Below are 21,678 nucleotides of genomic sequence, written 5' to 3' on the forward strand. Positions count from 1 at the left end.
TGTCGTCGCCGTCAGTTGCTCGCGAACTGCCGCTCCCACGCCTGGGTCCACTCACTCACGTTGTCTCGAAGGGCGTCGTACGTGAAAGTGACTGCTTCTGGCGGGGCCTGAGCGTACTCGGCGAAGTCATCGGGGAGTTCGGCCGTCGTCGTCGCCGGGAACGCAACGTTTCGCTGCGCGATCTCGCCCTGCACCTCCGGCCGCAGCATAAACTCGAGGAACTGCTCCGCCAAGTCGGGGTTGTCGGCGTTCCGGAAGACGGACATCCCCTCGGGGTAAGCGTACCCCTGATCGTTCAGGAACCGGATCTGGTGCTTCGCGAGGTCCTGATCCTCCCGGTTAGCGTACACCTGGTCCGTCGAGTACGAGACCACCATCGGCGCTTCCTCGTTCGAGTAGGCCGTGTAGGAACTCGACCAGTCCGAAAGGACTCGGACGTCGTTGTTCTGGAGTTCCTGCCAGTAGTCGAGGTAGCCGTCCGGTCCTTTCGCCTTGATCGTGTGCAGCAGGAACGACTTCCCGGTCGAACTCCCCGTGGGATTCTGCGCGAGCAGGTCGCCCTCGTACTCGGAATCGAGCAGCCCGTCGAACGTCTCGGGCGCGGTGAACGTCCCGTCGTCGCTCATCGTCTCGTTGTAGACGAGGCTGACGTAGCTGGTGTCGTAGGGGACGATCCGACCCTGTGGGTCGAAGTTCAGGCCGTCCTTCACTTCGCCACGTCCGTCGACGTCGCCGACGTCTGCGAACAGCCCGTCGTCGAGCCGATCGTCGATCCGAATGAGCATATCCACGTTGAGGCCGACGTAGGCGTCGGCGTCGATCTCGACACCCTGCAGCGCCCGCTCGATGAAGTAGTTGATCTCGCTGTCGGGCGTCGCGAACGTGAGCGTCGCGTCGAACTCCGACTCGAACGTCTCCTTGATCCACGGGCCGGGACTCGTCGACGGGGCGTCGACGAACGCACCGTACGTCGCGACGACGAGTTCGGGCGTTCCGCCGGCCATCCCGGTCGTCGTACCCGTCTGTGTCTGGGTCGTCGCGCTCTCGGTCGTCGATGTCGATCCGCCGCCTCCGCTCCCGCCGGCACATCCGGCCAGTCCAGCGACGCCGCCCGCACCGACCGTTCGAAGGAAGGTTCTCCGCTTCATTACCGGGTGATCACACTCGGTGGTATTTAACCGTGGTGCATCGCCGTTCCCGTGGTCGCCGTAGCAACGCTCTTGCTCCCGCGCGCTGAGAGCGAAGGTATGTCCCGACACAGACGATACGTGCTCGGTGGACTGTTCGTCGTCGCCGGCGCGCTCGCGGCCGCCCTCCTGGCGTCGGTGGTCGGGACAGTCTTCTTCGCCGTCACGGTCGCGTATCTCCTGTGGCCGCTTCGACAGGAACTCATCGACCGCGGACAGTCACGACGGATTGCGAGTCTCAGTACGACCGCCGCAGCGTTCTTGGCGACCCTGCTGTTGTTCGCGCCGCTGGCGGTCGTGGCGTATCTGCGATTCGACTCGTTCGTCGCGGTGATCGGCCTGCTCCCGACGGAGATCGACCTTTCCATCCTGGGGTTCGAGTACCGCTCCTCGCTGGATTCGTTCGTCGAACTCGCCGTCGTGTACGTCGAACAGGCCGCGCGTCGTGCCGCCCGAGCGGCCCCCGTCATTCTGGTGAAAGTCACGCTGTTCGTGTTTCTGATCTACTCGCTGCTGTTCTACGGCGAGGACGCCAAACACGCGGCGCTGGCGCTTGTCCCTCCCACGTACCGCGACACCGCCCGCGCGCTCAACCGCCGCGCCCGCGACACGCTGTTCGCGATCTACATCCTGCAGGCGGCCACCGCGCTCGGCACGTTCGTGCTCGCGCTTCCGGTCTTCTTCGCGCTCGGCTACGACGCGGTCGTGACGCTTGCGACGATCGCTGCGGTCCTGCAGTTCGTCCCGATTGTCGGTCCGGTCATCCTCCTCGTGGGGCTCGCAGCCTACCACGTCGCACTGGGACAGCTCGTTCAGGCGGTGCTGGTGTTCCTGATCGGTGGCTTCGTCGTCGCGTGGCTCCCGGACGTCCTGATCAGACCCCGGCTCGCACGCGAGACGGCTGGCGTCCCCGGGAGCCTCTATTTCGTCGGGTTCTTCGGCGGCGCACTCACCCTCGGCCCGATCGGACTGGTCGCCGGCCCGCTGGCCGTGGGGCTCTTCGTCGAGTCGGCGTCGCTGCTCTCCACGGAACTGAACCCGACGGCGGTCGAATCAGACGCCGACGCTGTTGAGTCCGCAGACGCCGACGCTGCTGGACCCACAGACCCGGACCCAGTCGGCTCCGACGAGTCGAGATCCGACCCCGGCTGACGTCGCCGCTACTGGTAGTCGCTGCCGACGACCTCGCGGATCCGTCCGGCAGTCACTTCGCCGATCCCGTCGACCTCACGGAGGTCGGCCTCCCGCGCGGTCATCACTCCTTCGACGGTCCCAAACTCCCGGAGCAACGACTGTGCGGTGACGGGGCCGATGTCTGCGATCGCGGAGACGACGTACTCCTGCTGTTCGCTCAACGTCTTCGCGCTCTTCTCCCCGTGGACGCTGACGGTCCGATCGCGCTCGGTCTGCTCGCGCTCGGCGATCGTCAGGAGCAACTCTCCGGTATCGTTCTCGTCGACCGTCCGGAGGACGCTCACGTCGAAGTCCACCGCGAGGGAGGCGAGCGCCCCGCGGATCGCGCCCGGGTGGACGTTGCGTTCCTCGTAGAGGCCCTCTCCCTCGATGATCATCACGGGCCGGGCGTACGCCCGAGCGAGGTCCCCGATCTGCTCGAACAGCGAGCGCTCGCCCTCCAAGAGCGTGTCGAGGAAGTCGGCGATCGATTTACGCTCGACGGCGACCCGATCCGAGAGCACGTAGTCGCCGACTGCGAGGGTTTCGAGTCGCGTCCGCACGTCGTCGCGCTTGGAGAGATCCTTCGCGATCGAGGCCTCGAGTTCCCGCTGGTCGACGACGATCTCCGTCTCCTCGCTATCGTCGCCGGCGGTCGCGACGACGCCGTCCGGTTCACCGGTGCTGTCGGCCGTGTTGGTACTGTCGGTCGACTCGGTGGTCTCGGCCGTCTCAGTGTTGCCAGCCGTCTCAGTGTTGCCGACCGTCTCGCCGCCATTACCGTCGGATCCGTCGATGTCGTCGCCGTCAGTGTCATCCGCGCGAGCGTGGCCCTCGCCAGTCTCGATTCCTTCTCCCTCGGCACGCTCGATCTCTTCGTCCGTCGCGGCGAAGTCGGTCAACCCGGCCTGCCCGTTCGTCGCTTCGCGGTCCCCGGACGCGGCGGTGGCTCCGTCGGCCGATCCGGATCCGCTCCCCGACGACTCTCCGACGGTGTCATCAGATGCCGACGCCGGACTCGCTCCCGTCCCGGTCGCTCCCGCGTCGGCCTCGTCCTCGTAAGCACCGAGCGATCCCTGTGGCGGGTCCAGTTCGGATTCGATGTCACCGGCGAGGCTCTTCAGCTCTCTGAGTTCGGACTCCATCTCCTTCTCTCGTCGACGCGAGATCCAGAAGTACGCCTCGTCGCGGGTGTCCTCGGCCAGGAGCACGACCACGCGCCCTTCGGCCTGCCGGCCCGTCCGGCCCTTCCGCTGGATCGACCGGATGGCCGTCGGGACCGGCTCGAAGAAGAGGACGAGATCGACCTCCGGCACGTCCAGCCCCTCCTCGGCCACGGAGGTCGAGACCAGTACCTCGAACTCGCCCGCTCTGAACGCGTCGAGGGTTTCCTGTTGCTCCGTTTGAGTCATCCCCTCGGAACTCTCCTTGTCGCCCTGACCGACGAAGCGCCGGACGTCGAACGACGCCGAGAGGAACTCGGTCACGGCCTCGGCGGTGTCGCGCGACTCGGTGAAGACGATGACGCGCTCGCCCCCCTCGATCCCGAGCGTCTGCGCCAGCAGGATCCGCGCCCGCGAGAACTTCGGGTGCGTCCCGTCGAACGACTCGGCCAGTCGCATCGCTTCGCGGACTTTCGGCTCGGCGACGAGTCGCTGGCTCGCCTTCGAGGCACCCGACGAGCGCGCGGCGTTCCGCTGTCGCTCGAAGTACCGGCGCACGGACTCGACGGACTGCGTCTCGACGAGTTCGACCGCTCGACGGAGTTTCATCACCTCGGCGTGCGTCGACATCCCCTTGTAGCCCTCCGACTTGTCGGCGTTCATCAGCTCCTGCAACTTTCCGCGCATCCGGTTCAGTTGCTTTTGCGAGATGTCGGGTTGCGTCGTGTTCGTCACCCCGAGCGACTTCAGCTTCTGGAGCCGATCTTTGATCACCTCGTTCAGTGCGTCTCTGATCTGCAGGATCTCGTCCGGCAGTTCGATCCGCTCCCACTCGACGGACGTGTCGTGCGTGTACGCTTCGACGTCGGCGTCCTCGTCGGTCATCACCTCGACCTCCCGGATACCGAGGTTCTGACACACTGCCAGAATCGCCTCCTTGTCGCCACCCGGCGACGCGCTCATACCCGTCACGAGCGGGTTCTCGGCGTCTTGGTGGTAGCGCTCAGCGATGTAGACGTACGCGTAGTCCCCGCTCGCGCGGTGACACTCGTCGAACGTGAGATGCGTCACCTCCGCCAGCGAGATCCGGCTCCCGACGAGGTCGTTCTCGACGACCTGCGGGGTCGCGACGACGATCCGCGCGTCGTCCCACGCGGCCGCCCGGTCCTCGGGTCTGATCTCTCCGGTGAAGACGACGATTTCCTCGTTGGGGATCTCGAGCGCCTCGCGGTAGAACTCGGCGTGCTGCTGGACCAGCGGCTTCGTCGGTGCGAGAAAGAGGGCCGTCCCGCCGTGCTCATCGAGGCGGTCCGCGGTCACGAGCAGACTCACCGTCGTCTTCCCTAGGCCCGTCGGGAGACAGACCAGCGTGTGCGTGTTTCGGGCCGCGGTCGCGAGTTCGAGTTGGTAGCGCCGCCGCTCGATGAACGACGGGCTCAGGAGGGGGTGATCCACGTACGCGGGGTCGTCGCTAGCCGCCATCACGCACGATTGGTCGCCATCGCTGTTAAGGGTTCGCCGCCGAGAGTGAACGTGAAAATCAGCGCACTCGTACGTCTTACGGACGGTTATCCCGGTCGGGCGTCCGAAACGGGGCTATCGGCTTCGATCTGTCTCGGAGCCGAACTCTGTGCCGAACGCGTCGAACGACTCGGGGCTCCGATAGGCGTCTCCCGACGCGCTCGTTCCGTTGGAATCCTCGACGGAGTCCGGCAGCGACGCTCCCACGAGGTCTGCCCACTCCGAGAGGTTCCGATCACGACTTCTGTGGCTCATAGTTTCGCCTCAGAAGATAATCTCTCCAGCATCGTATATAACGATTGTGCTGAGTCCGTCGAGTTGGGACCGATGTCCGGCAATCACTCCGAAGGACTGGCCGTCGGTGGCTCCCGTCGCCACGGACGGCCACCTCGCCCGGGAGCGGGAGTCGTCGCCTCACTCCAGAGCAGGGTCCGTCGTCCCACTCGCGAGCAGGATTCGTCGGCTCACTCGGCAGTCGGATTCGTCGCCACGCGAGCGGCCGCTTTCAGCCGACGCGTCGAACGATCCGTGTGCCGCCTTCAGACGACCTGTTCGTCGCCGTCGTAGAGTTCGATCGCGTCCACGGGACACGCCCGGGCCGCGAACTCCGCGTCGAGTTCGGCGCCGTCGGGCACCTCCAGTTCGAAGACCCCGTCCTCGACTTCGGTGCTCTCCGCCAGGTCGGCTTTCCCCTCGTCGAGGTTCTTCTCGAAGGCGTCCCACTCCTCGACGCACTGGAACATCCCGATGCAGGTCTCGCGATCGTAGCGAATCTTCATATCTCCTGTTCGGCGACGACCCACATATCCCTGACGACGCCGGGCGGTCGGGCTCTCGACGTGCCGCCACCGTCTCTGGGTTCGGCCCGCCAGAAACCACTTTACCACTGTCTGCGGGTTCGGCCCGCCAGAAACCACTTTACCACTGTCTGCGGGTTCGGCCGCCAGAAACCACTTTGCCACTGTCTGCGGGATCACCCCGGCAGGACCCGCCTCACCCAGGCCGTCTCCGACGGTTTAAATCCGAGCACGGCGTACCCCGGACCGATGCACCCGGAGGAGGTCCCAGAACTGCCCGAGGGGGTCGCCTCACACCTACGCGAGGAGGGGATCGAGGCGCTGTACCCCCCACAGGCCGACGCCGTCGAGGCGGGCGTCACCCGCGGTGAGAGCCTCGTCGCGTCGGTCCCGACGGCCTCGGGCAAGACCCTGATCGCCGAGTTGGCGATGCTGTCGAGCGTCGCCCGTGGCGGCAAGGCGCTTTATATCGTCCCCCTGCGCGCGCTGGCGTCCGAAAAGAAAGCCGAGTTCGAGCGCTGGGAGGACTACGGCTTCGACATCGGCGTCTCGACCGGTAACTACGACTCCGACGGCGAGTGGCTGGCCTCCCGCGACATCGTGGTCGCCACCTCCGAGAAAGTCGACTCGCTGGTTCGGAACGGCGCGGGCTGGATCGACGACCTGACCTGCGTCGTCGCCGACGAGGTCCACCTGGTCGACGACGCCGAACGCGGGCCGACTCTGGAGGTCACCCTCGGGAAACTGCGGACGCTCAACCCCGGTCTCCAGGTCGTCGCCCTCTCTGCGACCGTCGGCAACGCCGACGCCGTCGCCGAGTGGCTCGACGCCGAACTCGTCGAATCCACCTGGCGGCCGATCGACCTCCGGATGGGAGTCCACTACGGCAACGCGATCTCCTTCGACGACGGCAGCCAGCGCGAAGTCCCGGTCGAATCTGGTGGGCGACCCACCGCCGCGCTCGTCGACGACGCGCTCGCCGGCGACGACGACGTCGCGCGCGAGTCCGGCGACGATCAGGGCTCGTCACTCGTGTTCGTCAACTCCCGCCGGAACGCCGAAGCGTCGGCCAAGCGCCTGCGCGACGTGACCGCTGCCCACCTCACTGACGACGAACGCGGCCGCCTGGCGGAACTCGCCGCAGAGCTCAGAGACGTCTCCGACGCCGAGACGAGCGACACGCTCGCCGACTGCGTTGCGAAGGGCGCGGCGTTCCACCACGCCGGCCTCGCGCCGGAGCACCGCTCGATCGTCGAGGCGGCGTTCCGCGACCGACTCGTGAAGTGCGTGTCGGCGACGCCGACGCTCGCTGCGGGCGTCAACACGCCCAGTCGGCGGGTGATCGTCCGCGACTGGCGGCGCTACGACGGCGAGTTCGGCGGGATGAAACCGCTCGACGTCCTCGAAATCCACCAGATGATGGGGCGGGCCGGCCGCCCCGGACTCGACCCCTACGGCGAGGCCGTCCTGCTGGCGAAGAACTCCGAGACCCGAGACGAACTGTTCGAGCGGTACATCTGGGCCGATCCCGAACCCGTCCGCTCGAAACTCGCCGCCGAGCCGGCGTTGCGAACCCACGCACTCGCCACCGTCGCCTCGGGGTTCGCACACACCCGCGCGGAACTGCTCGAGTTCCTCGGCCGGACGCTCTACGCCACGCAGACCGACGATTCCAGCCGCCTGGAGACGGTCACCGACGACGTGCTGGCGTACCTCGATCGCAACGGATTCATCGAGCGCGACGACGGCTCGCTCTCCGCGACCAGCATCGGACACACCGTTTCACAGCTCTATCTCGATCCGATGACTGCCGCCGAGATCATCGACGGCCTGGAGTGGGCCGACGCCAACCGGGGTGAGATGGCTCGTGCGCTGGGCGACGGATCGGGCGCAGCTACCGCCGACGGATCGGATGCAGCCACCGCCGACCGACCGTCCGCCAATTCCGACGGTGTCGCGGCGGGCTCCGACTCCGACGACGATCCGCCGTCGACCGGGTTCCAGCGAGCCAGCGAGTTGGCGTCGAACACGGGAGACGAACGCGGCAGCGACGCCGACGGTCCGGCCGCTGCTGACAACTCGGACCCCGAGGAGGCGCTCGACGACGTCACGTATCCGACGGCGCTGGGGCTCTTTCACCTCGTCTCGCGGACGCCGGATATGTATCAGCTGTACCTCAAATCGGGCGACCGCGAGACCTACACCGAAGTCTGCTACGAGCGCGAGGCCGAACTACTCGGACGAACGCCCTCTGAGTACGAAGACGTCAGATTCGAGGAGTGGCTCTCCGCGCTGAAGACCGCGAAACTCCTCGAAGACTGGGCCACCGAAGTCGACGAGGACCGGATCACCGAGCGCTACGGCGTCGGGCCGGGCGACATCCGCGGGAAGGTCGAGACCGCGGAGTGGCTCCTCGGCGCGGCCGAACGCCTCGCGGGCGAACTCGGCCTCTCGCCCGTCCCCGTCAGGGAGGCGAAGAAACGCGTCCAGTACGGCGTCCGCGACGAACTCCTTGCTCTCGCTGGGGTCCGCAACGTCGGCCGAAAGCGGGCCCGGCGGCTCTTCGAGGCCGGCATCGAGAGCCGCGCAGACCTCCGTGAGGCGGACAAATCGACCGTCCTCGGTGCGCTCCGGGGCCGCCGCAAGACGGCGGAACGAATCCTCGAGAACGTCGGTCGGCAGGACCCCTCGATGGACGACGTCACCTCCGACGGATCCGCGGCGCAGTCGACCGGGAGCGACGGCTCCTCGACGGACCACTCCGGCGGCACCGGTGCCGACGCCCCCGAGGACCCCGACGAACAGGCCAGCCTGGGTGACTTCGGATGACGTCGCCGATCGCGGGACGTGCCGGAGGACGGCGATGAGACTCGTCGAGGGGGTCGTCGACGTCGACGACGTCGACTCGTTCGTCGCTGCGATCGACGAGATCAGCCGCGAAACAGGAGCGACCATCCAGGCGTTCGACGCGCGGTACCTCGTGAGCGACCGACACCTCGAACGGGCTGTCGAACTGGCCGACCGGGCGATCGACCGTGACGAGGCCATCGCCCGCGACCGCGCGGTCGAAATCCTGCTGTACGCGGCCGCTCGACGACAGATATCCGACGCTCTGGAACTCGGCGTCGACGAGGGACCGAACCGCACCGTCGTCCTCGTCGACGGCGGCGACGAACGCCAGGCGGCGGCGGCAGTCCGATCACGGCTCCTCACCGCGGTCGAACCGACGCTCGGCGAGTACGACCCCGAACGCGTCCGGACGTTCTTCGACGTCGGTGACGACGAACTCGCCGTGGTCGATGGCGACCTCGAAGCCGTCGTCCTCGAACGCGTCGCACTCTTGGTCGTCGAGAAGTGACTGGGCGGCCCGCAGGCGACCGGCCAACCCCTTCGTTTCAACTGGAGATTCTCGGTGTAGCGTTCCGCAGCAGCGCGGATGTGCCGATGGATCGGCGGTGACCGTCCGCCCAACGCCGCCGACAACGACCACGGAGTAAACTACATTACACACGAGTGTAGAGGTAGTCCTATGTCCGAGACGGCGACCGGCCGCGGCTCCGACGGCGGCGGACAGTTTCCGCTCGACGCCGTCCTCGCCGTCTTCCAGGACCGGACCGATCTCGCGCGGCCGCTGACGGCGAACGACGTGATGGACCGCCTCGGCTGCTCGCGTCGCACCGCGCACAACAAACTCAACGCACTCGTCGATCAGGGCGCGCTCGCGACCCGTAAGGTCGGCGCGCGCGGTCGCGTCTGGTGGATCCCACTCCCCGACGAACGGTCCGCCGACCGCGCGCCCGACGCTCCCGGTACCTCCGGGGCTGCGACGCCCGATCGTGACCCTGCGGTCGAGGCCGAGATCGCCGCCGCGGACATCCCGGGCACGGGTGACACGCTCCGGCAGCGCCGCGAGGCACTCCGGGCGACGTACGACTACCTCAGCGAGAACCCCGACGCGACGGAGACCGAGTTCCTCACCGAGGTGTTCCCGGAGCACCCGGCGGGGTTCAAAACCGCCGACAAGTGGTGGGCGGTGATCAAGCCGGCACTGACCGAGTTGCCCAACGTCGACGTTGCGGAAGACCGCGAACACGTGTGGCATTACCTCGGCGGCTGACGGCTGCGTTGCGGCTGCCAACAAAGGGGGCCCGCTCCGGAGAGGAGGGACAGATCTGACGGAGAAGTGCTGGCCGACTATCCCACGACGAACCGACATCCGAAGCCGATACGACACGACGATGGAGCGGAACTAACACATGCCGGACGCCGAGTCGACGCCGGACGAAGAGGTCTACGCTTCTCCCGATGAACTCGGCGGGCCGACGTCCTCCTACACCCCGGTCGCGTACGACAACCTCGATCAGGCTCCGGACACCGACGACCACCCCGAGGAGGGTCGGGGCGGGCCGCTCCAACTGCTCGACCTGCCGAAGGTGCCGAAACTCAAGTACGTCGTCGGGCCGAGCGCGATTATGCTCGGCGCGTCGCTCGGAAGCGGTGAGACGCTCTTCTGGCCGTCGCTCGTCGCGCGGTACGGGTGGGCGCTGTACTGGATCTTCCTCGCGGGCGTCCTCGTCCAGTTCGTCGTCAACACGGAGATCCAGCGCTGGACGCTCGCCACCGGCGAGAGCGTCTTCCGGGCGATGGAACGGGTGCACCCGGCGATCCCCCTGGCGTTCCTCTTCGGAGGCTTCGCCAGCCTCGGGTGGCCCGGCTGGGCGGCGAGCGCCGCGAAGGTCGGGGCCGCCGGGCTCTCGCTCGGGACGTACCGCGTGCTCGACGTCGCAGTACCCGGGTGGCGAATCCTGGGCATCGCGCTGATGGTGCTGATCTGGCTCACCTACCAGGTCACGCCGTTGATGTACAACGTCGTCGAACGGTTCCAGCTGCTGCTCGTGGTCCTCTCGATGCTCGCTGCGCTCGTCCTCTTCGCGCTCATCGGATCGCCGGCGGCGCTCTCGGGACTTCCGGCGAGCCTGACGGCACCGGGCACCCAGCCACCGCCGACCGCCATCGCCGTCCTCCTCGGCGCCATCGCCTACGCCGGCGCGGGCGGCTATCTGAACCTCTCACAGAGCCTCTGGATCCGCGAGAAGGGCTACGGAATGGGTCGATACCAGGGTCGCATCAAGAACCCCTTCGCCGGCGACGACCCCGAAACCGTCCACGAGGACGGCTTCTCGTTCCCCCCCGACTCGCCGAACCTCGAGCGCTGGCGGGGCTGGTGGCGCGTCACCCAACTCGAACACCTGCTCACGTTCGTCGTCGGGCTGATCCTCGTCACGACAGCGATGGTGACGATCGCAGTGACGCAGGCCCCCGGAACCGACCTCGGCGGGGTCGACCTCTGGCTCGTCGGGATCGCCCCCGCTGTCGGTCCAGCCGCCACCGCCCTCATCTACGTCACGCTGTTCTTGGCGCTGTTCACGACCGAGTACGCCATCATCGAATCGTTCGTCCGCAACAGCTCCGACGTGATTTACGAACTGTACGGCCGCGACGCCGGCTGGCGGCTCCCGCGGCTGTTCTGGGGGCTCCTGACCGTTTTTTGCGGGTGGGGAATCCTCATCCTCGCGCTTCCGATCGAGGTCGAGAATCCCTTCAACCTCCTCGTGATCGGCGCGGCGCTCTCGGGGCTGATTATGTGGCCATACATCGTCGTGATTCAGTTACTCAACGCTCGCCGCCTGCCGGCACACACCGGTCCCGGATGGGGTCGCGCGGTCGCGATGTGGTTCGCCGCCGGCTTCTTCGGCTACTTCAGCGTCCTCTTGACCGGCACGTTCGCTGCCGACCGACTCGGCCTCGCGGTCTTCGACGTCTCGACGGTGGTGCTCGGGAGCGCACCCGGTGGCTACCTCCTGTGGCTCGGGTACGGACTCATCCAGGCGTACGTCGTCGTCCGAGTCACGCAGGCGAAAATCGATCGAGACGGGAGCGAGAAGACGCTCGCGAGCGGCAGGGGGCCGTTCCCGTGACGTCGCCGCCGGTCCGCGTCCACCTCCACTACGCGATGACTGGGACCTACCCGCTCCGACTCGTCGACCTGCTGTTCCTCGACGACAGCGTGCTCCTCGTGGAGTACGACTACCTCACTGGCTTCGACCTCGCGACCGCGGGTGCCGACCGCCGCGCGGCGTCGTTCGCCGAAACGCTCGAGTCAGAGGGGCTCGCGGCTGCCCGGGCGGCGGCCGAACGCGAACAGCGGATCGACTACGACGACCTCGACCGGATCGTCGTCTACGGCGGCGGCGCAGTCGCCCGCGAGAAGGTCGTCCTCGACCGGACCGACGCCGCGCCGATCCGCGTCCGCGTCCACGGCGACGTCGACGTCGACGCGCTGTGTGGCGCGCTCGAATCGACGGTCGCGTCGGAGGACACCGCAGTCGACCGGCACGCGGGAGTGGGCGTCGGCGACCGCTTCCGTCGGCTCTGCGGTATCAGCCGCTGAGCGTCCGGGTGGGACCCCCGAATCTCTCCCGAGCGTCCGCTACTCGGGCGCGAGCAGTTCGATCGGATGGCGGCTCGGTCGCTCCAGTAGGTCCTCGAGTTGGTCCAGACACGACGTCCCGCTGGCGACGACGGCCCGGTCTGCGGTCTCCTCAGTCCGGAACTGCGCTGTCAGATCCTCGCCTACGGCGACGCTCACGTCGTAGTATTCCTGCTTGTAGCCGAAGCTCCCGGCCATCCCGCAGCACTCCGCGTCGGAGGTGACGACGTCGAAGTCCCGCTCGTCGAGCACGGCCTCGGTGTAGCGCTCGACGCCGAGGGTTCGCTGCTGACAGTGACTGTGGTAGGCGACTCGTTCTCCGTCACCGTCGGCGAGCTCGTCGGCGTCGGCGCCGTTGGCCAGCAGGCCGTAGACGTACTCCAGCAGTTCGTAGCTGTTCGCGGCGAGCGCCTCGTGGGACGGCTCGTCCAGGAGCTTCTCGTACTCCCGCTGGAACAGCGCGTGGTCGCTGGGCTCGATGACGACGATGTCGTAGCCCGCTTCGACGTGCGGAACGAGCGCCTCGGCGACCGCCTCAGCGCGCTCCCGGGCGGTCGCGATCATTCCCTGTGAGAGCGGCGCGCGGCCGCTCGCGGTCACGTCGGGGACTTGGACAGCCACGCCCAGCGCTTCGAGGGTTCGGACCGCTGCCTTCCCACGTTCGACCTGCACGTGGTTGGTGTAGAGATCCGGGAACAGCACGACTGTCCGCTCGGCGTCCGCGAGGGCGAGTCCGTCACGCGCGCTCACCCACTCGCGGAAGGTCTCGCGCTGGAACTGCGGCAGGTCGCGGCGGCGATCGATTCCGACGAAGCGCTCGGCAAGCGCGCGTGCGACGTCCGTGTCAGCCACCCAGTTCGACAGCGGCGCGGTCGCACTTCCCAACCGGGCCACGGTGCCGAAGTTCCCGAAGAGCCGTTTCTGGACGTCGACGCCGCTGGGATCCGCGTCGGGTGTCAGCCCCTCGACGAGCCACTCCACCGCCCCCTCGTCGGCGTCGACGTCGCCGCGGTTGATCCGGTCTCTGACGACCGTGTTGATCCACGGGATGTCGATGCCCACCGGACAGGCGTTCACGCAGCGCGAACAGCCCGTACAGAGGTCGTTGAACTCCGCGGCGACGTCGGTCCCCTCGACGCCGGCCTCCCACCCGGTGGCGATGCCGCCGGAGTAGGTCTCGCCGCCGAAGACGTGGCCGCCGACCTGCTGGAAGTTGGCGCAGGCGTTCGAGCAGGCCGAACACCGGATGCAGTACAGGGTCTCCCGGAGGTCGTCGTCCTGGCGCATCGCCAGCCGCCCGTTGTCGACGAGGACGAGGTGGAACTCCCGGTCGTCTGGCGTGCCGCGTTCGTCGGCCGCAAAGTCGAGCGTCGGCGACCCGACCGGCGGCGTCAGCAGCGAGACGTAGGACGTGATGTCCTGTCCCGTCCCCGAGCGTCCGATGAGTTCGAGGAACGGTGCGAGATCCTCCACCGTCGGGACCACCTTCTCCACGCCCGCGACCGCGACGTGGACGTCTGTCGCCGCCACCGTTTTGCGGGCGTTGCCTTCGCTCGTCACGAGCGCCATCGTCCCCGAGTCGGCAGTAACGAAGTTCGCGCCCGTGACGCCCACGTCGGCGTCGGCGAGCTGCTCACCGAGCCGTTCGCGGGCGAACCGCGTGAGTTCCTCGGCGCTCTCTAAGGACTGGTCGGGATCGAAGCGCGCCTCGAACAACGCGGCAATGCTCTCGCGGGATTTGTGGATCGCGGGCGCGACGATGTGACTCGGCGCCTCGTCGGCGAGTTGGAGCACCCACTCGCCGAGATCCGTCTCGACGACGTCGACGCCGTCGGTTTCGAGGACGGTGTTCAGTTCGAGTTCCTCGGTCGTCATCGACTTGCTCTTGACGACCCGCTCGCCGTCTGCGTCGTCGACAACTTGGCGGACGTACTCGTTGGCGTCGGCCGCGTCGTCCGCGAGGTACAGCGTCCCGCCGTTCGCTTCGACGGCCTCGCGGAGGTCGTCGAGCAGTTCAGGCAGCCGCTCGATCGCGTCTTCTTTGATCTCCCGGGCCTCGCGCTTCAGTCCCTCGTAGTCCTCGAGGTCGGCGACGGACTCGTACCGGCCGTCGTTGAAGCCCTGGGTGTTCTGTTCGATCGCCGCTCCTTCCGTCTCCAGAATGTGACGGATGTGTTCGGCCTTGGTGGTTCTGGCGTCGGACATTATGATCGGACGATGATCGCGTGGACCGCCTTCGGCCCGTGGGCTCCCTGCACCAGCGCGCCCATATCGGCGGTCGCGCTGGGACCCGTCGCCACGATCGCGCTCCCGCGGTCGGCCCGGAAGCGGTCCCCGAGGCGGGCGAGCGCGCTCGCCATCCCGCCAACGACGTCGTCCTCGGCGACGACGGCGACGTGGCGATCGGCGAACAGACTGACCGGCTCTACGCCGTCGGCGGTCGTCGGCAGCACCAGGCTGCCGTAGTCCGCGATGCCGAGCGACGCTGGCGTCACGCCCGTCGCCGCCCCCCTGAGGTCCGCCGGCGACCACACCGTCGTCACCCCTGGCGGCAGTTCACCGCGGCCCTCGGGGAGGTCGACGCCGATCGCAGGGGGTTCGAGGACCGCCTCGACGGCGTCGCTCACCCCGTCCGGATCGACGGTCGTGTGCGATACGTCGAAGTCGTCGAGGCGGTCGCGGAAGCGGCCGAGCACCCGGTCACGTCCCGCGGCGTCTGTGGTGTCAGTCGTCATCGGTCGGTCGTGTTCGCCAGACGTCGGTGATAGCAGTCATCGGTCGGTGATCGTCTCCACACGTCGGGTAGTTGCCATACATCAGGTGGTTGCCATACGTCACGTAGTTACCACACGTCGGGTGGTTGCTACGCATCAGATAGTTGCTATCTGTCGATCTCGCTATCGACTGCCTGCGCGCAGTGAGCGCGTGTGCGTGTGACCCATCCGTTCCGCTCGCGACCGCATCGTCGAGGGAGGGCGTCGGCCTGCCGAGGACCACCCATCGCTCAGAACGTCCCCGGCGCGAGCACGTACACGAAGAGCAGTGCGAGGAGCCCCGTCATCGTCGCGTAGTAGGCCAGCGGGATGAGTTCGAGTCTGATCACTCGACCCTCCTCGCCCACGAGACCGACGACCGCCAGCGCGGCGACGACGTTGTGCACCGCGATGAGGTTCCCGATCGCCCCACCGACGGCCTGTGCGCCCACGAGGATCGTCCGCGAGACGCCGAGGTCGGTGGCGACGTTGTACTGGAACGTGCCGAACAGGATGTCGCTGACCGTGTTCGATCCCGCCAGGAACGCGCCGAACGCACCGACCAGTGCTGCGAAGAACGGATAGACCGCTCCGGCGCCGTTCGCGGTCGCCTCCGAGAGCACCACGAGCATACTGTCGATGCCGGCGGACTGTCCGGACTGGATCATAATCTGGACGGTCGCGACCGCGAAGAGCAGGGCCACGACCGCCGGAAGCACCTTCTCGACCGTCTCGCGCCACGCGGCGGTGACTTCTCGGCGATCCATCCCGTGGAGCGGGATCGTCAGCACGTGCACGGCAACGAAGATCGCACCGGGTAGGTACAGCACCGCGAAACTGTTGCTCATCGACGTTCCGAGGATGTTGCCCCACTCCAAGACCAGCGTCGACGTGACGAAGTCGTTGATCGGACCCACGACGCGCGTGACCACGAGCAGCGCGGCGAGGACGAGATACGGCGTCCAGGCCCGCGTCAGCGACATCTGCGGTTCGGCGGTGACGTGCCCGCCGTCGGCGGCGACCGCGCCGCCCCGATTGCTCGCCGTTTCGCCCGGCTGGATGTCGCCGACCCAGTGGTCCGGCCACTCCGCTTCGGGACCGAAGTCCCAGTCCTCATCAGGGTGGAAGTAGCCGAGCTTGAGCGCGCCGACCGTGGCGGCCATCCCGCCCATCGCCCCGAAGAGTCCGGGGAACGTCGGTCCGAGGAAGTACGCGGTGAGCCAGTAGGGAATCGCGAACGAGATCCACGCGAAGAGCGTGAGCGGGAGCACTTCCAGCGCCGGCCGGATCGAGCGCTCCTCGCCGAAGAACCGTGTCATCATCGCGACGCCGATGAACGGGAGCAGCACCCCGACCACAACGTGATACGTGGCCGCCCAGAGACCGATCTGTGCGACCCACTCGGGAATCGTCCACCCCTGGGCGGCGACCGCCGAGGAGACCGTGTCGGTAGAACTGAAGATGTCCTGCAGCCCGATGATGAGTGGCGTCCCGACCGCGCCGAAGGTGATCGCCATCAGGTTCCCCGTGAGCGCGACCACGACCGCCGCGAGGGGCGGGAAGCCGAGGCCGACCAGCAGCGGCCCAACGACCGCGGCGGGCGTTCCGAATCCCGCGGCGGCCTCGATGAACGACCCCATCAGGAACACGAGGAGCACGACCTGAACGCGCCGGTCGTCGCTGATCGACGTGAACCCCTGATTGATGACGTCGAACGCGCCGGTCTGCTTGAGCGTGTACAACACCAGTATCGCCCCGAACACGATATAGAGGATGTTCGAGGCCGTGATCGCGCCGTTGATCGACGCCGCCGCGATCCACTGCGGCGACATCTGCCAGCCGAGGTATCCGACGACGGCTGCGATCACCCACGCGACCGGCATCGCGCGAGTGGCCGACCAGTACCGGCCGATCATCAGGAATGCGATCGCCGCCAGCGGGAGGATGGCTAGTCCCAGCTGCGCCGCCGTGGCCATCACCGACCACCTCCCGCTACGCTACTGCTTACTGTTCTGTGCGCCGCCTCGTCTGCCACTGTCAGAGGCATACCCGCCACATCCCGACACTCATCATTTATAATGTGTCCACGGTTCATCGATGGTGATGAATACCGAAAATCGATCTAAGAACGGATAACAATTTATCGCGGTATCTAATGGATTGTTTCGAGCATATACTATGAATAAAACCGGGTCCTGCGTCTCAGTTGTTGCAGTTGTGTGTATCCACTTCGATCAAATGCAGTCAACTGTATACGCGGGACGGCGGACGGAATCTCCTCTTACACACAACTGTAAACGCACGACTGCAGCGGGATACTCTCGGACCAACGCGTCGATCACTCCCGACCGACCCGTGGGGGTCGTGATCGGCCGTGCGAGCCCGGCGCTCGCGCGCGGTGGATAGATCCGCTCCACGCCAGCCACGAGCAGCCCCACTGACGGACATCGAGACGCGAACCGACGACCACGTACCCGGACTACGACAGTCGAGTCACTGCAGACAAGCACCTGTGGGGGGACGCTGTAGCCGAGCGCCCCGGCGCTGCACGCCGCTGTAGCCCGTCGAATCCAGAGAAGTAGTCCCACCAGGATTCGAACCTGGGTCGAAGCCCCCAGAAGGCTTCAGGATTGGCCGCTACCCCATGGGACTGCGCACCGGCGTCGTCGCCGACTGCGTGCCCGTCCGTTGCCCGTGGCTCCATATGAGTGTTGCGAAGTCAGACCTCCACAGCGCCTGGAGACGAGCGGGACTCGATCGGTTCGGTCCTCGGCATTCCCGTTCTGTCGGGCGGTGCGAGGCGCAGTTCGAGACCGGTGGCGACGCCCCTCACCCACAGCGGCGTGCACGCAGCAGGGACAGAACTCTCGACCCACAGCGTCAGGCCGCTGCCTCCACCCGCGCTGGCGACGTTCGACGGCGACCCGGTTCGGGCTATGTGTCGGCTGTCGGCCCACCCCGACGTCAGCGCTTTCGTGCACAATCCACTACCTATTTACCGATCTCTTGGCCACGTTCGTGTATGTACATCGGCCGATTCGTGATCGTCGCGCCCGACTTCGGCGCGTACCGCGTCTCCTCGCGTTCGTTTCCCAACCGCCGGATCACCGACCGGGGCGGCACGCTGACTGTCGGGCCGACGCCCGACGCACCCGAAAACGACAACCCCTACGTCTCCTACAACTGCGTCCGGGAGGGTGGCGACGCGGTCGTCGTCGGCAACGGGTCGCACGTCGATCCGATCGCCGAGAAACTCGACCTCGGCTACCCCGCTCGCGACGCCCTCGCGACACCGCTTCTCGCGCTCGATTACGAGAAGGACGACTACGACACGCCGCGCGTCGCGGGCGTGATCGGCGAGGAGTCCTACGTCGGCGTCGTCCGACGCGATGCGCTCCGCGTCGAGGCGGTGACAGAACCGACGCTCGTTGCGACCTACGAGGAGAACGAGCCGACTCCGATCGACTTCGCCGGCGACGCGTCGGCCGACCCCGCCGAACTGGCCCGGCGCGCGTACGACCTCGACTACGAACACGCGGTCTGTGCCGCCGGCGTCACCTACGACGAGGGCGACGTCGCCGTCGGCTACTCCAACGACGAGTAACCGTTCACCTCCGGAGCTGGATTCCTCGAGTCCTCGTCTCACGATCACGCCGGAACCGGCCCTTTTGTCGCTGGCCGCCGTACAGCGTGGTATGCAGGTCGCGGTCATCTCCGACGTTCACTCGAACAAGGTCGCACTCGAGGCCGTCCTCGACGATATGCCGCCCGTGGACTCGATCGTCTGTGCGGGCGACGTCGTGGGTTACAACCCCTGGCCCGCCGAGTGCGTCGCCACGGTTCGCGAGCGGTCGATCCAGACCGTGATGGGGAATCACGACCGCGCGGCGTCCTCGGGGACGTCGTTTCGGTTCAACTCGATGGCGGGCGCCGGCGTCGAGCACGCCCGCGCGGAACTCGACGACGACGCACTGGCGTGGCTGGCCGAACTCCCCGACACTCGGACGGTCCTCGACGGACGGGTGAAACTCGTCCACGGGCACCCCGACGACCCCGACCGCTACACCTACCCCGAGTCGTTCGCGCCGTCGATGCTCGGCGAGGAGGACGTGCTCGTCACGGGGCACACGCACGTCCAGGGGCACGAGACGTTCGAGGAGGGGATCGTGATGAACCCCGGCAGCGTCGGTCAGCCCCGCGACAGCGATCCCCGGGCGGCGTACGCGCTCCTCGACCTCGACGGTCTCGCCGTCGACGAGCGCCGGGTCGAGTACGATATCGATCGGGTGATGACCGCCGTCGAAGAGACCGGCCTGCCCGACCGGATCGGCGAGCGCCTCTACGAGGGGCGGTAGGGCTGCGACGGAACGGTTGTGTTACTCCGCGGTCGAGCCGACGCCGCTGAGCCCCGCCATCGGGGTCGCGCCCGCGACGATCGCGCCCGTCGCGAGGAGTGCCGCAGAGAGGACGACGAAATCGCCGCTCGGGGTGTATCCCGCCAGTCCGGCGCCCACCTGAACGATGAACACTGTGATGAAGAAACTGAGAATCGCGAAGCCGAGCATTACACCGGCGGTGACGATACTGGCGACGAGCGCGCCGAACGAACCGAGAATAGACATCCGGTTCGACGATGACCGCGCACGCGGATACCACTGACCGGTCCGAATGTTTTCGCCCGCCCTCTCGCACCGTCCCACGTGGGGCACCAGTCCGCTCGGTTAGAACTCGCCCTGAACGATTTCGAGGGTTTCCTCTCTGTCGTCCCACGCGACGAAGATCGCCACTGAGGTCGCAGAGGTGATGACGTCGTGGATGTTGATCCCCGCCTCGGAGATCGGCTGCACGATGTCGAGGATGACGCCGGGGCGGTTCGGGAGTTCGCCGCCGGTGACGCGGATGACGGCGACGTCGTCGTCGACGGTGATCGACGAGAGCGTCTGATCGTCGACCACTTTCGCGTGGAGCAGATTCTCGGCCTCTTCGGCGCGAGATTCGCCCACGTAGAACGTGATCGAGTCCATCCCCGACGCGACGGCGTCGATGTTGATGTCGGCATCCCGGAGCGCCTGTGAGAGCTCTGCGAGGATCCCCGGGCTGTTTCGGATGGCCCGACCCGCGACCGTGAGACACGCCAGCGGCTCGTCCTCCATGTCGATGAGGTTCTGGAACTGTCCCTCGATGAGCGTCCCGCCGGTCAGTAGATCGCCGTGCTGATAGTGAACGACGCGGACGTCGAGATTCCCGTCCTTGTACGAGAGCGCCGACGGCGCGACCACCTCGGCGCCGCGGAACGAGAGGTTTCGGAGTTCGTCGACCGTGATGCGTCCGACGTTGCGTGCGCCCTCGACGACGTGTGGGTCGCCGGTCATCACGCCCTCGACGTCGGTGACGATGACGACCTCGTCGGCCTCCATGTACCGGCCGAGCATCACCGCGGTCGTGTCGGAACCGCCCCGTCCGAGGGTCGTGATCTCACCGTCGTGGTTCTGTGCGAGGAAGCCCGTGACGACCGGAACGACGCCGTCGAGGTCGTCGGCGAGCGCTGTCGCCCGCCGCTGGGTCTCTTCGACGTCGACCTCGCCGAGGTCGTTCGTGATGACCGGCCACGCGTCGGAGCCGGGTTCGACGAACATCGCCTCGATGCCCCGGGACGCCAGCGCCGCCTTCAGCATCCTGACGCTGGTCCGTTCGCCCATCGAGACGATCTCCGCGCGGTCGCGGTCGTCGGCGTCGAACTCGATGTCCTCCAGCAGGTCGTCCGTCGTGTTGCCCATCGCCGAGGCGACGACGGCGATCTCGTGACCCGCTTCGACTGCAGCGGCGATCGAGTCGGCGGCCCGATTGATTCGGTCGCCGCTCCCTAGCGACGTCCCGCCGAACTTCGCAACTACGCGCACGGTCGATCCTCCTGTCGGGTGACAGACTGCGAGTGGTGCTCTGACATACTCGGGGAATTGCCCGGGGTAGTGTAAAATCTTGTCTCCTCTCCCAACGGTTGCCGAATACGCTCGTACCGGTCGATCGACCCACGCTCGGCCCCCGTCCGATCGGGGACAGTCAGTCCATCTGGGTGTCGCCGCCCGCGGCGTCAGTTTAAGGTTCTCCGGGCGAAAGTATGTGTATGGATGCCACGATCCGGGACGCGGTCGAGTCGGACGCCGAGACGCTCGGATCCATCGTCGACCTCCCGGCGGATGCGCTCCGGAACGTCGTCCACGATCGGACGGTCCGACTCGCGGTCGAACCGGCGTCAGATCCGGGCCCGAACGCGGACGTCGAGTCCGACGCGGACGGCGATGCCGATGCGGTAGACGAGTCGATCCTGGGATTCGTCGCCTTCGACGTTCGCGACGGGACGGTTCACGTGACGCAACTCGCCGGCGACGAGGCGGTCGCCGAGCAACTGCTCGCAGAGCCGATTCGCTTCGCGCTCAACGAGGGGTTCACCGTCGAGTTCGTCGTGCCTCGGTCGGACGACGACGCGGAGGCCGCCGCCGAGGCGGCAGGGTTCGACCCCGTGGGCCCCGGTCCCCACTTCGACGGCGAGTCGACCACGCGGTACCGCTACCGGCCCGGGACCGACTGACGGAC

18 protein-coding genes and 1 tRNA gene are annotated in these 21,678 nt (G+C 67.1%); 9 read left to right on the top strand and 10 right to left on the bottom strand.

What is annotated here, in order from left to right:
* Window positions 1–11 precede the first annotated feature (11 nt).
* Window positions 12–1,148 (bottom strand): thiamine ABC transporter substrate-binding protein, encoded by a 1,137-nt coding sequence (locus tag BLU74_RS03760; RefSeq protein WP_089765409.1) that lies wholly within the window; start codon window positions 1,146–1,148, stop codon window positions 12–14.
* Window positions 1,149–1,247: 99 nt separating this feature from the next.
* Between BLU74_RS03760 and BLU74_RS03765 the strand changes: the two genes are divergently transcribed.
* Window positions 1,248–2,339, top strand: coding sequence for an AI-2E family transporter (locus BLU74_RS03765; RefSeq protein ID WP_089765411.1), 1,092 nt, complete (start codon window positions 1,248–1,250; stop codon window positions 2,337–2,339).
* Between the two features lie 8 nt (window positions 2,340–2,347).
* Here BLU74_RS03765 and BLU74_RS03770 read toward each other — a convergent pair whose 3' ends face one another.
* From BLU74_RS03770 to BLU74_RS03780, 3 genes are all read right to left on the bottom strand, one after another.
* Window positions 2,348–5,005 (bottom strand): DEAD/DEAH box helicase, encoded by a 2,658-nt coding sequence (locus BLU74_RS03770; protein WP_089765414.1) that lies wholly within the window; start codon window positions 5,003–5,005, stop codon window positions 2,348–2,350.
* Between the two features lie 114 nt (window positions 5,006–5,119).
* Window positions 5,120–5,299 carry a hypothetical protein gene (locus BLU74_RS03775; protein WP_089765417.1) on the bottom strand — a complete coding sequence of 60 codons (180 nt, stop codon included), beginning with the start codon at window positions 5,297–5,299 and terminating at the stop codon, window positions 5,120–5,122.
* 284 nt (window positions 5,300–5,583) lie between these two features.
* Window positions 5,584–5,823, bottom strand: coding sequence for a ferredoxin (locus BLU74_RS03780; RefSeq protein ID WP_089765420.1), 240 nt, complete (start codon window positions 5,821–5,823; stop codon window positions 5,584–5,586).
* Between the two features lie 267 nt (window positions 5,824–6,090).
* Between BLU74_RS03780 and BLU74_RS03785 the strand changes: the two genes are divergently transcribed.
* The 5 genes from BLU74_RS03785 to BLU74_RS18795 all read left to right on the top strand — a co-directional run bounded on the left by BLU74_RS03785 (window position 6,091) and on the right by BLU74_RS18795 (window position 12,292).
* Window positions 6,091–8,670: an ATP-dependent DNA helicase gene (locus tag BLU74_RS03785; RefSeq protein ID WP_089765423.1), complete on the top strand. Its 2,580-nt coding sequence runs from the start codon at window positions 6,091–6,093 to the stop codon at window positions 8,668–8,670.
* Between the two features lie 34 nt (window positions 8,671–8,704).
* The gene (cgi121, locus tag BLU74_RS03790) at window positions 8,705–9,199 is read left to right on the top strand and encodes a KEOPS complex subunit Cgi121 (protein ID WP_089766042.1); all 495 of its coding nucleotides are present in this window, start codon (window positions 8,705–8,707) and stop codon (window positions 9,197–9,199) included.
* A 171-nt stretch (window positions 9,200–9,370) separates the two neighbouring features.
* Window positions 9,371–9,958 (top strand): helix-turn-helix domain-containing protein, encoded by a 588-nt coding sequence (locus tag BLU74_RS03795; RefSeq protein WP_089765425.1) that lies wholly within the window; start codon window positions 9,371–9,373, stop codon window positions 9,956–9,958.
* A 139-nt stretch (window positions 9,959–10,097) separates the two neighbouring features.
* On the top strand, window positions 10,098–11,819 hold the full coding sequence (locus BLU74_RS03800) for an Nramp family divalent metal transporter (RefSeq protein ID WP_089765427.1): 1,722 nt from the start codon (window positions 10,098–10,100) through the stop codon (window positions 11,817–11,819).
* Window positions 11,816–12,292 carry a hypothetical protein gene (locus BLU74_RS18795; RefSeq protein WP_089765430.1) on the top strand — a complete coding sequence of 159 codons (477 nt, stop codon included), beginning with the start codon at window positions 11,816–11,818 and terminating at the stop codon, window positions 12,290–12,292. Before BLU74_RS03800 ends, BLU74_RS18795 begins: the two co-directional genes overlap by 4 nt.
* 39 nt (window positions 12,293–12,331) lie before the next feature.
* On the opposite strand, the gene BLU74_RS03810 is transcribed toward BLU74_RS18795, so the two are convergent.
* From BLU74_RS03810 to BLU74_RS03825, 4 genes are all read right to left on the bottom strand, one after another.
* Complete coding sequence (locus tag BLU74_RS03810) at window positions 12,332–14,536, bottom strand: LUD domain-containing protein (protein ID WP_089765432.1); 2,205 nt, start codon at window positions 14,534–14,536, stop codon at window positions 12,332–12,334.
* Entirely contained in the window at window positions 14,536–15,066 is a 531-nt protein-coding gene (locus tag BLU74_RS03815) for an LUD domain-containing protein (RefSeq protein ID WP_089765434.1), read from the bottom strand. Before BLU74_RS03815 ends, BLU74_RS03810 begins: the two co-directional genes overlap by 1 nt.
* Before the next feature lie 269 nt (window positions 15,067–15,335).
* Window positions 15,336–17,060 (bottom strand): L-lactate permease, encoded by a 1,725-nt coding sequence (locus BLU74_RS03820; protein WP_089765437.1) that lies wholly within the window; start codon window positions 17,058–17,060, stop codon window positions 15,336–15,338.
* Window positions 17,061–17,663: 603 nt separating this feature from the next.
* Window positions 17,664–17,736, bottom strand: a tRNA-Gln gene (locus BLU74_RS03825).
* A gap of 370 nt (window positions 17,737–18,106) precedes the next feature.
* Here BLU74_RS03825 and BLU74_RS03830 point away from each other — a divergent pair.
* Both BLU74_RS03830 and BLU74_RS03835 read left to right on the top strand, forming a co-directional pair.
* Window positions 18,107–18,688 carry an IMP cyclohydrolase gene (locus BLU74_RS03830; RefSeq protein WP_089765439.1) on the top strand — a complete coding sequence of 194 codons (582 nt, stop codon included), beginning with the start codon at window positions 18,107–18,109 and terminating at the stop codon, window positions 18,686–18,688.
* A gap of 91 nt (window positions 18,689–18,779) precedes the next feature.
* On the top strand, window positions 18,780–19,439 hold the full coding sequence (locus BLU74_RS03835) for a metallophosphoesterase family protein (RefSeq protein ID WP_089765441.1): 660 nt from the start codon (window positions 18,780–18,782) through the stop codon (window positions 19,437–19,439).
* A 21-nt stretch (window positions 19,440–19,460) separates the two neighbouring features.
* Here the strand turns inward: BLU74_RS03835 and BLU74_RS03840 are convergent, their stop codons facing one another.
* Both BLU74_RS03840 and BLU74_RS03845 read right to left on the bottom strand, forming a co-directional pair.
* Entirely contained in the window at window positions 19,461–19,706 is a 246-nt protein-coding gene (locus tag BLU74_RS03840; protein WP_089765444.1) for a hypothetical protein, read from the bottom strand.
* Between the two features lie 99 nt (window positions 19,707–19,805).
* Window positions 19,806–20,984: an aspartate kinase gene (locus BLU74_RS03845; protein ID WP_089765446.1), complete on the bottom strand. Its 1,179-nt coding sequence runs from the start codon at window positions 20,982–20,984 to the stop codon at window positions 19,806–19,808.
* Window positions 20,985–21,208: 224 nt separating this feature from the next.
* On the opposite strand from BLU74_RS03845, the gene BLU74_RS03850 reads away from it, so the two are divergent.
* The gene (locus tag BLU74_RS03850; protein WP_089765448.1) at window positions 21,209–21,673 is read left to right on the top strand and encodes a hypothetical protein; all 465 of its coding nucleotides are present in this window, start codon (window positions 21,209–21,211) and stop codon (window positions 21,671–21,673) included.
* Window positions 21,674–21,678: the final 5 nt, after the last annotated feature.

Origin of the sequence: Halobellus clavatus, from assembly GCF_900107195.1 — an archaeon.
In the GTDB taxonomy this organism is placed as follows: domain Archaea; phylum Halobacteriota; class Halobacteria; order Halobacteriales; family Haloferacaceae; genus Haloquadratum; species Haloquadratum clavatum.

Excerpts from the sequence above, each read along its gene's own strand:
- BLU74_RS03760 (WP_089765409.1), bottom strand. The coding sequence starts at position 1,148 with ATGAAGCGGAGAACCTTCCTTCGAACGGTCGGTGCGGGCGGCGTCGCT.
- BLU74_RS03765 (WP_089765411.1), top strand. The coding sequence starts at position 1,248 with ATGTCCCGACACAGACGATACGTGCTCGGTGGACTGTTCGTCGTCGCC.
- BLU74_RS03770 (WP_089765414.1), bottom strand. The coding sequence starts at position 5,005 with ATGGCGGCTAGCGACGACCCCGCGTACGTGGATCACCCCCTCCTGAGC.
- BLU74_RS03775 (WP_089765417.1), bottom strand. The coding sequence starts at position 5,299 with ATGAGCCACAGAAGTCGTGATCGGAACCTCTCGGAGTGGGCAGACCTC.
- BLU74_RS03780 (WP_089765420.1), bottom strand. The coding sequence starts at position 5,823 with ATGAAGATTCGCTACGATCGCGAGACCTGCATCGGGATGTTCCAGTGC.
- BLU74_RS03785 (WP_089765423.1), top strand. The coding sequence starts at position 6,091 with ATGCACCCGGAGGAGGTCCCAGAACTGCCCGAGGGGGTCGCCTCACAC.
- cgi121 (WP_089766042.1), top strand. The coding sequence starts at position 8,705 with ATGAGACTCGTCGAGGGGGTCGTCGACGTCGACGACGTCGACTCGTTC.
- BLU74_RS03795 (WP_089765425.1), top strand. The coding sequence starts at position 9,371 with ATGTCCGAGACGGCGACCGGCCGCGGCTCCGACGGCGGCGGACAGTTT.
- BLU74_RS03800 (WP_089765427.1), top strand. The coding sequence starts at position 10,098 with ATGCCGGACGCCGAGTCGACGCCGGACGAAGAGGTCTACGCTTCTCCC.
- BLU74_RS03810 (WP_089765432.1), bottom strand. The coding sequence starts at position 14,536 with ATGTCCGACGCCAGAACCACCAAGGCCGAACACATCCGTCACATTCTG.
- BLU74_RS03815 (WP_089765434.1), bottom strand. The coding sequence starts at position 15,066 with ATGACGACTGACACCACAGACGCCGCGGGACGTGACCGGGTGCTCGGC.
- BLU74_RS03820 (WP_089765437.1), bottom strand. The coding sequence starts at position 17,060 with ATGGCCACGGCGGCGCAGCTGGGACTAGCCATCCTCCCGCTGGCGGCG.
- BLU74_RS03830 (WP_089765439.1), top strand. The coding sequence starts at position 18,107 with ATGTACATCGGCCGATTCGTGATCGTCGCGCCCGACTTCGGCGCGTAC.
- BLU74_RS03835 (WP_089765441.1), top strand. The coding sequence starts at position 18,780 with ATGCAGGTCGCGGTCATCTCCGACGTTCACTCGAACAAGGTCGCACTC.
- BLU74_RS03840 (WP_089765444.1), bottom strand. The coding sequence starts at position 19,706 with ATGTCTATTCTCGGTTCGTTCGGCGCGCTCGTCGCCAGTATCGTCACC.
- BLU74_RS03850 (WP_089765448.1), top strand. The coding sequence starts at position 21,209 with ATGGATGCCACGATCCGGGACGCGGTCGAGTCGGACGCCGAGACGCTC.